General features: G+C 64.3%; 11 protein-coding genes. 4 read left to right on the forward strand and 7 right to left on the reverse strand.

The window, feature by feature from the left end:
• Window positions 1–83: 83 nt before the first annotated feature.
• Window positions 84–578 (forward strand): hypothetical protein, encoded by a 495-nt coding sequence (locus tag K4G67_RS07880; RefSeq protein ID WP_239805834.1) that lies wholly within the window; start codon window positions 84–86, stop codon window positions 576–578.
• 271 nt (window positions 579–849) lie between these two features.
• Window positions 850–2,298 (forward strand): DEAD/DEAH box helicase, encoded by a 1,449-nt coding sequence (locus K4G67_RS07885; protein WP_239805835.1) that lies wholly within the window; start codon window positions 850–852, stop codon window positions 2,296–2,298.
• A gap of 52 nt (window positions 2,299–2,350) precedes the next feature.
• Here the strand turns inward: K4G67_RS07885 and K4G67_RS07890 are convergent, their stop codons facing one another.
• Window positions 2,351–4,666, reverse strand: coding sequence for an ATP-dependent helicase (locus K4G67_RS07890; RefSeq protein ID WP_420830015.1), 2,316 nt, complete (start codon window positions 4,664–4,666; stop codon window positions 2,351–2,353).
• A 127-nt stretch (window positions 4,667–4,793) separates the two neighbouring features.
• On the opposite strand from K4G67_RS07890, the gene K4G67_RS07895 reads away from it, so the two are divergent.
• Window positions 4,794–5,426, forward strand: a complete 633-nt coding sequence (locus K4G67_RS07895) for a hypothetical protein (RefSeq protein WP_239805836.1) — start codon at window positions 4,794–4,796, stop codon at window positions 5,424–5,426.
• A gap of 89 nt (window positions 5,427–5,515) precedes the next feature.
• On the opposite strand, the gene rsmD is transcribed toward K4G67_RS07895, so the two are convergent.
• Both rsmD and K4G67_RS07905 read right to left on the reverse strand, forming a co-directional pair.
• Entirely contained in the window at window positions 5,516–6,058 is a 543-nt protein-coding gene (gene rsmD / locus K4G67_RS07900) for a 16S rRNA (guanine(966)-N(2))-methyltransferase RsmD (protein ID WP_239805837.1), read from the reverse strand.
• Window positions 6,055–7,014: a pseudouridine synthase gene (locus K4G67_RS07905; RefSeq protein ID WP_420830016.1), complete on the reverse strand. Its 960-nt coding sequence runs from the start codon at window positions 7,012–7,014 to the stop codon at window positions 6,055–6,057. Before K4G67_RS07905 ends, rsmD begins: the two co-directional genes overlap by 4 nt.
• Window positions 7,015–7,106: 92 nt before the next feature.
• On the opposite strand from K4G67_RS07905, the gene K4G67_RS07910 reads away from it, so the two are divergent.
• Window positions 7,107–8,843 carry an AmpG family muropeptide MFS transporter gene (locus tag K4G67_RS07910; protein ID WP_239805839.1) on the forward strand — a complete coding sequence of 579 codons (1,737 nt, stop codon included), beginning with the start codon at window positions 7,107–7,109 and terminating at the stop codon, window positions 8,841–8,843.
• Here the strand turns inward: K4G67_RS07910 and K4G67_RS07915 are convergent.
• The 4 genes from K4G67_RS07915 to trpB are packed head-to-tail and all read right to left on the reverse strand — an operon-like array spanning window position 8,840 to window position 13,047.
• Window positions 8,840–10,180 (reverse strand): bifunctional folylpolyglutamate synthase/dihydrofolate synthase, encoded by a 1,341-nt coding sequence (locus K4G67_RS07915; RefSeq protein WP_239805840.1) that lies wholly within the window; start codon window positions 10,178–10,180, stop codon window positions 8,840–8,842. The genes K4G67_RS07910 and K4G67_RS07915 overlap by 4 nt on opposite strands.
• The gene (accD, locus tag K4G67_RS07920; RefSeq protein WP_239805841.1) at window positions 10,164–11,015 is read right to left on the reverse strand and encodes an acetyl-CoA carboxylase, carboxyltransferase subunit beta; all 852 of its coding nucleotides are present in this window, start codon (window positions 11,013–11,015) and stop codon (window positions 10,164–10,166) included. The genes K4G67_RS07915 and accD overlap by 17 nt, the downstream gene beginning before the upstream one ends.
• The gene (gene trpA, locus K4G67_RS07925) at window positions 11,012–11,803 is read right to left on the reverse strand and encodes a tryptophan synthase subunit alpha (protein ID WP_239805842.1); all 792 of its coding nucleotides are present in this window, start codon (window positions 11,801–11,803) and stop codon (window positions 11,012–11,014) included. Before trpA ends, accD begins: the two co-directional genes overlap by 4 nt.
• Window positions 11,800–13,047, reverse strand: a complete 1,248-nt coding sequence (trpB, locus tag K4G67_RS07930; RefSeq protein ID WP_239805843.1) for a tryptophan synthase subunit beta — start codon at window positions 13,045–13,047, stop codon at window positions 11,800–11,802. Before trpB ends, trpA begins: the two co-directional genes overlap by 4 nt.
• Window positions 13,048–13,082: the final 35 nt, after the last annotated feature.

Here is a 13,082-nt window from a genome sequence, read left to right on the forward strand (position 1 = left end):
CAAATTGCATGTTGCACCTGCACAGCAGCGGTTTCATATCGGTTGACGTTCAACCGATAAGGGGTGGGTTCCGGACTATCATAATGGCTTTCGACATCCTCTGGATTGCGCCACTTTCGCTGCTCAGCGGGGCGTTCGCGTTCGGCGCGGCGGAGATGGGCTGGAACCCGAACGAGGCCGACGACGCCGTGCATTTTCCCGGCGACGATCTCGTCTTCGAACAGACGCGAAGCCGCATCGTGGTGAGGGTTACGCCCTTCGGTTCGCAAAAGCGCGATCCGCAGCGGCAGACGGTCACGCAATTGCGGCCGCTCGCGGAAAAGAGCGAGGAATGCCTGCCTCTCGCCGATGTGGCGGGCGTTCGGTTGGGGCAGGGGCGGCTGCTGCTTTTCATGCGCGACCGCCGCATCTACAGCGCGAATTTCGAACGGTCGTGCCCTGTCGAAAGCTTTTACTCCGGCTTCTACGTCGAGCGGCCGAGTGACGGGCGGATCTGCGCCGGGCGGGAAGAGTTGCACGCCCGGTCCGGCGCCGATTGCACGCTCAGCAGTTTTCGCGGCATGACAGCGGAAGATTAATTCTCGGCAAACCCGCAAATACGAGGGAGAACTTGACTTTTTCCTGCTTTGCTCCATAGCCGCGCGGACGGTTCGCCGCAGTCATCCGAGGCTTTGATCAAGGCCTTTCGAATGCGGGCATATCCCGGCTTGCCGCCGAATACAGCAGGGATGCGGGGCGTGATCGCATGCGCCGCGGCCTGTTGTCATCCCATCGTTGCCGTCCGCCCATCGGTCGGCACCCGGTCCCGGATGCGACCGTTCTTCGTATCCCCTTTGAATAGAGTGCTTCATGAAATTTGCCGATCTCGGCCTTTCCGAAGAATTGCTGAAATCGGTTGAAGAGGCCGGTTACGACGAGCCCACGCCGATCCAGGCGCAGGCGATCCCCTCGGTGCTGATGATGCGCGACTTAATCGGCATCGCGCAGACCGGCACGGGCAAGACCGCGGGTTTTGTGCTTCCCATGATCGACATCCTTGCCCATGGCCGCCGCCGCGCCCGCATGCCGCGCTCGCTCATCCTCGAACCGACGCGCGAACTCGCCGCGCAGGTTGCCGAAAATTTCGAGAAATACGGCGTCAACCACGATCTGAAGATGGCGCTGCTCATCGGTGGGGTGCAGATGGGCGACCAGGTCCGCGCGCTCGACGAAGGGGTCGACGTGCTGATCGCGACGCCGGGCCGGTTGATGGATCTGTTCGAACGGGGTAAGATATTGCTGACCGGCTGCGACCTGCTCGTCATCGACGAGGCGGATCGCATGCTCGACATGGGCTTCATTCCCGATATCGAGAATATATGCACCAAACTCCCGGCGCAGCGGCAGACCCTGCTCTTTTCCGCGACCATGCCCCCGCCGATCAAGAAGCTGTCGGATAAGTTCCTGTCCAATCCCAAGCATATCGAGGTGGCGCGCGCCGCGACCACGAATGTCAACATCACGCAGTTCAAGGTGCCCGTCACCCCGCGGGGCAAGCGCGGCATGCTGCGCAAGCTGCTCAAGGAAGACGATGTTCGCACGGCCATCGTGTTTTCCAACCGCAAGACCACGGTGAAGGAGCTGGCCAAGAACCTACAAAGCTATGGCTTCAAGGCGGGCGAAATCCACGGCGACATGGACCAGTCTAGCCGGACGAAGGAGCTGGAACGGTTCAAGGCGGGCGAGATCAACATCCTTTGCGCCAGCGACGTCGCCGCGCGCGGTCTCGACGTCAAAGGGGTGAGCCACGTCTTCAACTATGATGCGCCGTGGCACCCGGACGATTACGTGCACCGGGTGGGCCGGACCGGTCGCGGCGGGGCGAGTGGCCGTGCCTTTACCTTCGTCACCGAAGCCGATGCGGAGGCGCTGCGCGAGATTGAGAAGCTGACCGGGACAAAGCTCGAAAGCTTCGAAGATGCGCAGGGCAAGCCCGCGAAATCGCAGAAGAAAGATGCCGAATCTGCGGCCGCAGATACGACGCCTGCCCCCGAAAAGGACAGTCGCGAAAAGGATACGGGCGAAAAAGACACAGGGGAAAAGCCGAAGCGCGCCCGCAGAACGAAACGACAGAACGCGGACGATCAGCCTGCGCGGCCGCGCAAGGATCGCGCCGCAAGGTCCGCAGATGATACCGCCGCCGCCGATGCAGCACCGGCGCCCGCCCCACCACGGCGCGAGCCGAAGGCGCAGATGCCGACCCCCGCGGGCGAATGGAATGGGCCGGTTCCCGAATTCCTCGCGGTTTCGGCGACCTGAACCGCTATTGCCGTCCTTCCGCCCTGTAACCGGGCGGAAGGACGGCGCATTTTCAGGCCAGTTGCACGAAGCTGTCGATCACGCGCTTGACGGTTCCGCTCTCGAACGCGATTTCGAGCTTGTTGCCCTCCTGTCCCTGCACCTCGCCATAACCGAACTTGTCGTGGAACACACGCTGTCCGACGGCGATGTCGGAGCGCGGCTTGGCGGCGAAGCTTGCCGCGCTGCGTCGGGATTCCGCAATGCGTTTGGGTGCGGCGTCGAAATTGCCGGCGCTGGCCCGTTTGAATCCCGGTCCCCGCGTCTGCGTGCGCGAAGGTTGCGCCTTCGCCACATGGGCAAACGGGTCGTCCCGTTCCGACCAGTTCGCGCGCCATAGCGACGCGCCGCCCGACATGGTGGTTTCCGCATCGATCATGTCGTCGGGCAATTCCTCGATGAAACGGGAAGGGATCGCGCTGTTCCACTGTCCATAAATGCGGCGATTGGCGGCATAGAGTATGGTGCAGTGCCGCCGCGCCCGCGTAATCGCGACATAGGCCAGCCGCCGCTCCTCCTCGAGCGAACGCAGCCCCCCTTCGTCGAGCGCGCGCTGTGACGGGAACACCCCTTCTTCCCAGCCGGGCAGGAACAAATAGTCGAATTCCAGTCCCTTGGCCGCGTGGATCGTCATGATCGTCAGCGTGTTTTCCTGATCCACGCGATCATTGTCCATCACCAGGCTGACATGTTCGAGGAATGCGCCCAGCGTTTCGTAATCCTCCATCGCGCGGGCGAGTTCGGACAGGTTTTCGAGCCGTCCTGCCGCCTCGGCGCTTTTTTCCTTCTGCAACGCCTCGGTATAGCCCGACTCGTCGAGCACGATGCGTGCCAGCTCCGCAGGCGAAAGCGTCTTCGCCTCCTCGCGCCAACGCGCGAAATCGCGCATCAGGGCGAGCAGCGTATTGCGCGCCCGCGCCGGCAATTCGTCGCTGTCGCAAATGTCTAGCGCGGCGGCGGCCAGCGGCATCGCATTCGCCCGCGCATGGTGGTGCAGCTTTTCAAGCGTCTTCTGACCCAGCCCACGCTTGGGCGTATTATAGATGCGTTCGAAGGCGAGATCGTCGCTCGGCTGCGCGATGATGCGAAGATAGGCGATCGCATCCCTGATCTCCGCCCGTTCGTAGAAACGAAAGCCCCCGATGATCTTGTAGTTCAGACCGATCTGAATGAAGCGGTCCTCGAACTCGCGGGTCTGGAACTGCGCCCGCACGAGAATCGCCGCGCGGTCGAGCGATATGCCGTCGCGCATCATCGTCTCGGCCATTTCGCCGATACGCCGTGCTTCCTCCGGCCCGTCCCACACACTGATCACCTTGACCTTCTCGCCGGCGTCCGCCTCGGTCCAGAGCGTCTTGCCGAGCCGCTCGCTGTTCGCGCCAATGAGCTGTGACGCGGCGGCGAGGATCTGCGGCGTGGAACGGTAATTCTGTTCGAGCCGGATCACTTTCGCGCCGGGAAAATCCTTTTCGAACCGTAGGATATTGGCGACTTCTGCGCCGCGCCATGAATAGATCGACTGATCATCGTCACCCACGACGCAGATATTGTGCCCGTCCGGCCCCTTGCTCTGCGCGATCATGCGCAGCCACAGATACTGCACCGTGTTGGTGTCCTGATACTCGTCCACCATGATATATTTGAAACGGCTGCGATAGTGATCCAGGACATCCGCCTCGCGCCGCAGGATGTTCAGCATGTGGAGCAGCAGATCGCCGAAATCACATGCGTTCAGCGCCTTCAACCGGTCCTGATACAGGCGGTAGAACTGTTCGCCGCGCCCGTTGGCATAGGCCTCGTTCTCCTCCGCATCGAGATCGCCGGGGTTCAGCCCCCGGTTCTTCCACCGGTCGATCAGCCCGGCAAGCTGCTTTGCCGGAAAGCGTTTCTCATCCACGTCGTTCGCGGCGATCAGCTGTTTGAGCAGGCGTAGCTGATCATCGGTATCGATGATGGTGTAATTCGATTGCAGCCCGACAAGCTCGGCATGGCGGCGCAGCATCTTGGCCGCGATGGCGTGGAACGTGCCGAGCCACGGCATGCCTTCGACCGCAGGACCGATATGATGGCCGACGCGCTCGCGCATTTCGCGCGCGGCCTTGTTCGTGAAGGTCACGCACAGAATCTCGCTCGGCCAGGCGCGGCGCGTCGCGATGAGATGCGCCATCCGCGCGGTAAGGGCCGCGGTCTTCCCCGTTCCGGCGCCGGCGAGCATGAGCACCGGCCCCTCCGTCGTAAGCACAGCATCGCGTTGCGGCGGGTTCAGCCCGCGCAGCCACGGCTGTTTACGATGGTCGTCTGAAAGGCGGGCGGGGGCGGGGGGATCGATATGCGTCACACGCGAACAGGTAGGGAACGCAGCGCCCACGCGCAAGCGCCGGTGCCGGTCCCAACGGAACAATTTGCCGGACGGGACGTAACTATGGTGAACGGCGAATACATGAAGGAGGACTTTTATGAAAAACATTCTGATGGCAGGTGCGGCATTGATGCTCGGCGCAGCCCCCCTGGCCGCGACGGCGCAAGGCATGTCGAACAACGCGATGATGGAAGACGGCGCGTCCTACGAAATGACCGCGGATCAGATGTCCGCGTATGAAGGCTGGCCCGCGAATGATCGGTCGATGTACGATGGCTGGCCGATGGAGCGTCAGACGAGCTACTGGAACCTGCCCGAAGCGCAGCAGACCGATTTCTGGATGCTCGAACCCATGGAGCAGCAGGCGTTCTGGCTCCTCACGACCGAGCAGCGCAACAAGCTCTATGCAATGAACGCGGATCAGCGCGGCGCCGCATGGGATGCCGTCACGACGCAGATGCGCAACCAGATGCAGGGCAATTCCGCATCCGCCAGAAACACCACCACCAGCAGCGCCATGAACAATAGCGGGTCGATGGCGTCGAACAATGGCCAGGTCCGCTATGTGAAGAAGGAAATCGTGCAGGCCGGTGCCCGCGCGACGCAGCCCGCCGAATATCCGGTGTGCAGCGCCACCGTCACCGACAGCTGCATCAATCCCTATGCCGCAGGACAGCGCGGGCCCAAGCCGCTCGACTACTGGCCCGGCAAGCCTGCAAGCGAGATGTAAACGCTATACAGGTAGAGGGAAAAGGGCGGTCCCGTGCAGGCGGCCGCCCTTTTCCATGCGCGCCTCGCCGTGGCCGCGAGCATCATGCCTCAACGCAGGCGCAGGAGATGCAGGCTGGCCTTTCCGCTATGGCGGACGGTTTCGACCTCGAAGCCATTGACCGAAACGTCTTCGCCGCGTGCGGTTTCGATGCTGATCCAGGCCGAGGGCGCGATCCAGCCGAGCCGGTTCATCCGGTCGAGCGCCACCGATCCCGCCCCGGTATCATAGGGCGCATCCATCAGGACAAGATCGGGCTGTTCCCGCGCCGGGCCGAGCGAAAGCACGGAGGCCGCCCGCACGTCGCAGCGGTCCTGCGCCCGCAAATTCGCGATATTGCGGCGCAGTGCCCGGATCGCGGCGGCATCCTGCTCCACCATCAACGCCCGCGCCGCGCCGCGAGAAAGAGCTTCGAGCCCGAGCGCGCCCGACCCTGCAAACAGATCGGCCACGAACAGCCCGTCGAAACTGCCGAGCCTGCTCGTCAACATGGAAAACAGCGTTTCGCGCGTGCGGTCCGCCGTGGGACGCGTGGCGTCGCCATCGGGCGCGGTGATCACACGCCCGCGCCATTCGCCGGCAATGATCCTCATCGTGCGGGCTTTCGCATGATCTGCTTGCGAAACTGCGCAACGTCGCTGCCCCGGATTTCATCCGCCGCGCCGCGCGGCAGATCGTCCAGCGCGAACGGACCGTAGGACAATCGCATCAACCGCGAAACCTGCAGCCCGAGATGTTCGAGCACACGGCGAACCTCCCGGTTTTTCCCCTCGGTCAGAGTCAGTTCGATCCACTGATTCCGGCCCGTGCGCCGTTCCAGATTGGCATCGATGCTGCCGTATCGCACACCTTCGATCTCGATCCCGTCCATCAGATCCTCGAGCTGTTCCTGGCTTACGTCGCCGAATGTGCGCGCGCGATAGGTGCGCGGGATCTCGCTGCTCGGCAATTCCATGGCGCGTTTCAACTCGCCATCATTGGTCATGAGGAGCAGCCCTTCGGTATTGAGGTCGAGCCGTCCGACCGGCATCACCCGCGGCGCCCCGCGCGGCAGGGCATTGCGCAACGCATCATAGATCGTCGCGCGCCCCTTCGGATCACGCTCCGCCGTGAGCAGGCCGCTCGGCTTGTGAAAGCGGAACAGGCGCGGAGCCTCCGCCGCGCCGACGGGTTTCCCATCGACCGCGACACCGCGCAGCGAGGTCAGCACCACCGCCGGTGTGTCGAGCCTTTCCCCGTCAAGCGTGACGCGGCCATCCTCGATCATGCGTTCCACCTCCCGGCGCGAGGCGACCCCTGCGCGCGCGAGCAGCTTGGCGATGCGGTCGCCTTCACGCTTGGGAAGCGAAGGTTCGGGACGCGTCGTGTCGCGGCCCGCCGGTTTCTTGCGCGGGCGCCCACGATCCGGATTGGCGCGGTCGAAATCGCCGCGTTCGGAGCGCGGGCGGTTGCGGGAGGAACCGTCCGTCCGGCGGGACGATCGCGATGGGGGGCGTTGCTTGTCGTTCACGTTTGCGCCATGCGCCATCGGCTCTTTGGTTACAAGCATGGACATGAAACGGGCGGCGGCGTTTGCAGACGTGCGGCGATGCTCTAACACCATCGGCGGCGCCGGTGACACGGCACGGACAGGAGCGGCAATTGACCGAGACGACGAGCAACGATTCTACGCCAACCGGCGAACAAACCCCGGCCGACGCCGCGCCCGAACAGGGGAAAAAGCCTGGATGGCGGGACTTGCTCGCCGCGCTGCGCAACCGCAAGACGGCCTATATGGCGCTGTTCGGTTTTGCCTCGGGCCTGCCCTTCGCGCTGTTCCTCGGCACGCTTTATGCCTGGTTTACGGAGGCCGATGTCGACCTTGAAACGATGGGCGTGTTCTCGCTCATCGGGCTGGCCTATTCGTTTCAGTTCCTGTGGTCGCCGCTCGTGGACCGGGTCGATATTCCGTTTGTCCGCCGCCTCGGCAAGCGCAAGCAATGGATCGCGCCGGCGCAATTGCTGCTCGGCATCATCCTCATCACCATGTCGCTGCTCAATCCGGGGGAGAGCCTCGGGTGGTTTTCCCTCTTGGCCGCGGTCGGCGCCTTTGCCAGCGCGACGCAGGATATCGTCATCAATGCCTGGCGCATCGACATCGCCGATGAAGAAGCGACGATCGACATATTGTCCACCATCACGCAGATGGGCTTCCGGCTCGCATCGCTCGTCGGCGGTGCGCTCGCGCTGATCGTGGCGGAGCGGATCGGATGGCCGGGAACCTATGTCATGATGGGCGGCATCATGCTGTTCATCGGGATCGTCGGCCTGTTCGCGCCCGATGCCCGTGCCGGCAGCGCGGCCAGCGTCGCGGCGAGTGCGGAGGAACTGGAGCAGCTTTACACCAAGGGCGAGCTGACGCCGAAGGTCCGCCATTATGCGCTGGCCGCGGTGGGGCTGCTGTGGGGTTGGGCGCTCGTCACCGTGGGATTGTTCATGTACCGGTCGATGACCGCCGTGCCCGAATTGCGCCCCGATCCGACGCAATTCACGGCGACCTATGGTCCGCTCATCGTGGTGGCGACGATCGTGCTGCCGTCCTTTATCGCGGCGTGGCTGGTCAGGATGCAGCGCGAGGGCCGCCACGTGCTTTTGGAAAGCGCGGATGGCGCGGAGGCCGCCAACCCGGTTGCCGACCATCTTTACCGTGCGCTGATCCTGCCGCTCACCGAATTTGTCGGGCGGATGGGGTGGTCGCTCGTGCTGATCTTCGCGCTCGTGCTGACTTACCGGATCTGCGATGCGATATGGGGTACGTTCGCCTATCCGTTCTACCTTGGCGAGCTGAACTACACCAATGACGAGGTGGCCGTCGCGTCGAAATTCTTTGGCGTGGGCGCGATCATCCTCGGGCTGGCGCTTGGCGGGTATCTCATCACCGTGCTCGGCCGGATGGCGGTGCTGACGCTGGGGGCGGTGCTGGCTGCGGCGACGAACCTGCTTTATGCCGATCTCGCCATCGGCGGCGCCACGATGCAGGCGGTCAGCGATGCGATCGGTTTCACGTTCCTCGTCGAAACATTCGGCGGGACGGAGCGGCTCGCGCGGTTGATGATTACCATCGCCGGCGAAAATCTTGCCGTCGGGATTGCGGGCGCGGCCTATATCGCGTGGCTTTCGTCCATCGTGGCGAAGGGGTATAGCGCAGTGCAATATGCGCTGCTTGCCTCGCTGACGCTCTTGGTCGGAACATTGGGCCGGGGCGCGCTCGGACAGCTTATCGAGGAGCGCGGTTATTACGACGTGTTCCTGCTCACCGCGCTCATCGGGGCGGTGGCGGTGGTGCTGTGCGTACTGGAATGGATACGCGTGGCGGGCCGCGGCACCCGCGCCGCCTAGTCCGGCAATTCGCGGTTGACGCGCAGCACCTCGCCCGCGAGGTAGAGCGAACCGCCGATGAGGATGACGCCGCCATCGCCGCGCCCGGCAATACGGGTTATCGCGTCGCCCACATTGCGCGCCGTGCCCCCGCCGCTCAGCATCGCGATCCGTTCGGGCGGATGATGCGGATGGCCGGGTATCGGAACGCCGGTCACGCTTTGCATATGCGGTGAGACGAGGGCGAGGAAACGCTCCGCATCCTTGTTCGCGAGCATGCCAATCACCGCATGCAAGGGCCGATCCAATGTCGCGCAATATGCCGCGAGCACGCGCGCCGCATCCGGGTTGTGCCCCCCGTCGAGCAGCACGTCATACCCCGGCGCCATCGCCGTCAGCGGCCCCTTGCCCAGCCATTGAAGCCGGCCAAGCCAACGCGCATCGCGCAGCCCCGCCGCGATCGCATCGGGCGACACGGCGACGAAATCCTGATGCCGGAGCATCGCGATGGCGAGCCCGGCATTCTGAACCTGAAACGCACCGGGAAGGGCGGGCGGGGGCAGGGTCAGCGCGCTGTGACGATCATGATATTCCATCATGTCGCCGCCCGTGATCGACCAGTCCGCCCCGCGCATGTGAAGCGGCGCACCGGCCGTGCGCGCGGCACGTTCCACCTCGGCCTGCGCATCGGGGCCATAGGATTGCGTGACGACCGGGCGGCCGGGCTTTACGATGCCGGACTTTTCGAACGCGATCCGCGCCATCGGTTCGGCAGGCGCGCCATCCTCCGGCGCGAGCAGGAATTGTTCGTGGTCGAGCCCGAGCGACGCGATCCCGCAACACGCGGGCTCCGCGATGACATTGGTCGCATCGAACCTGCCGCCAAGCCCTACCTCCACGATGGCGGCATCGGCGTCGTTCCGGGCGAAGGCAAGGAACGCCGCCGCCGTCGTAATCTCGAAAAAGCTCGCCTCGCTCGTCCCGCTCGCGTCGAGTACCTCGGCCAGCAGATCGGCCAGCATGGCATCGCCGACCAGTTCACCGGCGATGCGGATCCGCTCGTTATAACGCACGAGATGGGGGCTGGTGAATTGGTGGACCCGCTTTCCAGCCGCCTCCAGCATGGCGCGCAGAAACGCACAGGTCGACCCCTTGCCATTGGTGCCCGCGACATGAAACACCGGCGGAAGGCGCAGATGCGGATCGCCCAGTGCGGCAAGCAATCGCCGCACGGGGCCAAGGCTCAACCGCCCCTGCGGCAGCGAGAGCGAGGCCAGCCGGTTCAGCTGCTCCTGAACCCGCGGATCGTCCGACGTCGCGAAATCGCGCGGGCGTGCAGGTTCAGGCGGCCTTGGCACCGGCCATCAGATAATCGATGATCGTCACCAGCCGTTCGCGCAGGTCGTGCCGGTCGACCACCATGTCGATCATCCCGTGTTCAAGCAGATATTCGGCACGCTGAAACCCGGCGGGCAGTTTTTCGCGAATCGTGTCCTGAATGACGCGCTGTCCCGCAAAGCCGATAAGCGCGCCGGGTTCCGCCATCTGAATATCGCCGAGCATGGCATAGCTTGCCGTGACGCCGCCCGTGGTCGGGTCGGTCAGCACGACGATATAGGGCAGGCCCGCATCCTTCAGCCTTCGGATCGCGACGGTCGTGCGCGGCATCTGCATGAGCGACAATATGCCCTCCTGCATGCGCGCGCCGCCCGCCGCGGTAAAGATGACGAACGGGCATTTCTCCTTCACCGCGCGGTCCACCCCGGCGAGGAAGGCCGCGCCCACCGCCATGCCCATGGACCCGCCCATGAAGCCGAAATCCTGCACCGCGACGACCGCGCGGCGCCCGTCGATCGTGCCCAGCGCATTGGTCAGCGCGTCGGGATGCGGCGCGTTGTGGCGCGCAGCCTTCAGCCTGTCGGCATATTTCTTGGTGTCGCGGAACTTGAGCGGATCCTCGCTAACCGAAGGGGAGGGTAGCACCTCGTATCCTTCGTCCATGATCTGCTTCAGACGGGTATCGGCACCGATCCGCCCATGATGTTCGCAGTTCGGGCAGACCCAGAGGTTTTCTTCGTAATCCTTGACGAAGAGCATTTCTTCGCAGGACGGGCACTTGACCCAAAGATTGTCAGGCGTTTCCCGCTTTTTCGTAAAAGGCAGGCGATTGCGTACCTGCGTGAGCCAGCTCATGCGATATCCTTTCTTGCGCCGTGAACCGCATCGGCAAGCGCCTTGGTCAGGTCGCGAATGGGGTCCGGCGCCGCGTTCCCATGTTCCGCGATCAGCTCGACGAGCGCGGAGCCAACCACGACGCCGTCGGCGACCGCCGCGATGGCGCCCGCCTGTTCCGGGGTGCGCACGCCGAAACCGACCGCCACCGGAAGCTTCGTGCGGGCCTTCAATGCGGCGACCGCCGTCTCGATGGAGTCCATCGCGGCCTGCTGCTTGCCGGTGATGCCCGCGACCGACACGTAATAGAGAAACCCGCCCGCACCGTCGAGCACGGCGGGAAGCCGCGCCGCGTCGGTGGTCGGCGTGGCAAGGCGAATGATGTCGAGCCCTTCGCCGCGAAGATGCGCGCCAAGCTCGCTATCCTCCTCGGGCGGGATGTCGACACAGATCACCCCGTCGACGCCGGCATCCTTCGCCGCGCGCGCGAACCAGTCCGCCCCGCGCCGCACCATCGGATTGGCATAGCCCATGAGCACGAGCGGCACGTCGGGATGGCGGGTGCGAAACCCGCTCGCCAGGTCGAGTATGTCCCGCGTCGTCGTGCCCTTGGCCAGCGCGCGCAGGTTCGCATTCTCGATCGCCGGGCCGTCGGCCATGGGATCGGTGAACGGCATGCCCAGTTCGATCACATCGGCGCCGCCCGCGACCAGCGCGTCGAGATTGGCGGCGGTATCGCCATCGCCCGCCGTCACGAAACAGATGAGCGCGGGATGCCCTTTGCCGAATGCCTTTTCAAAGCGGCTCACAGATCCACTCCCAACGCTTCGGCGACCGTGAAGATGTCCTTGTCCCCGCGTCCGCACAGATTGGCGAGGATGATCGCGTCCTGCGGCATTTCGCGCGCGCGTTTCACGACCGCGGCAATGGCGTGGCTGGGTTCGAGCGCGGGGATGATACCCTCCGTCCGGCAGAGCAGCTGAAACGCGTCGAGCGCTTCTGTGTCCGTGATGTGCGAATATTCGACCCGGCCCGATTCCATGAGCCAGCTATGCTCCGGCCCGATGCCGGGATAGTCGAGGCCTGCGCTGATCGAGTGGCCCTCGATGATCTGCCCGTCCTCGTCCTGCAGCAGGTACGTCTTGTTGCCGTGGAGGATGCCCGGCGATCCGCCCGCGAGCGATGCGGCATGCTCCTTGTCGAGCCCGTGGCCCGCCGCCTCGATCCCCAGCATGCCGACATCCGGATCGTCGAGAAACGGATGGAACAGCCCGATCGCGTTCGACCCGCCGCCGATCGCCGCGACGAGCAGGTCGGGCAGGCGCCCTGTCCGCTGCATCATCTGCTCGCGCGCCTCGCGGCCGATGACGCTCTGAAAATCGCGGACCATTTCGGGGTAGGGGTGCGGCCCCGCGGCCGTTCCGATGATGTAGAAGGTGTCATGCACATTCGCGACCCAATCGCGCATGGCATCGTTCATCGCGTCCTTCAGCGTGGCGGAACCGGAACGGACCGGCACGACCTTCGCGCCGAGCAGCCGCATGCGGAACACGTTGGGCTGCTGCCGCTTTACGTCCTTTGCGCCCATGTAGATCACGCAGGGAAGGCCGAAACGCGCCGCCACCGTCGCGGTCGCCACCCCATGCTGTCCTGCGCCGGTTTCGGCGATGATCCGCGTCTTGCCCATGCGCACGGCGAGCAGGATCTGCCCGATGCAATTGTTGATCTTGTGCGCGCCGGTGTGATTGAGTTCGTCGCGCTTGAACCAGATCTGCGCGCCCTTGCCCGCCGGTGCATCCTTGCGCAATTCCTCGGTCAGCCGCTCTGCGAAATAAAGCGGGCTGGGCCGTCCGACGTAATGGGTGAGGAGATCCTGAAATTCCGCGTCGAAGGCCGGGTCTTCCTTCGCCGCACGATATTCGCGGTCGAGATCGAGGACCAGCGGCATCAGCGTTTCGGACACATATCGCCCGCCGAACTGGCCGAAATGGCCGCGCTCGTCAGGCTGATTGCGAAAGCTGTTGGGCATGCCGGTTTGCGATGTGGTTTCCATGCGCCCGCGATTGGCAGAGCATCGCGGCGAAGTCC

It is taken from the genome of Croceicoccus hydrothermalis (assembly GCF_022378335.1).
In the GTDB taxonomy this organism is placed as follows: domain Bacteria; phylum Pseudomonadota; class Alphaproteobacteria; order Sphingomonadales; family Sphingomonadaceae; genus Croceicoccus; species Croceicoccus hydrothermalis.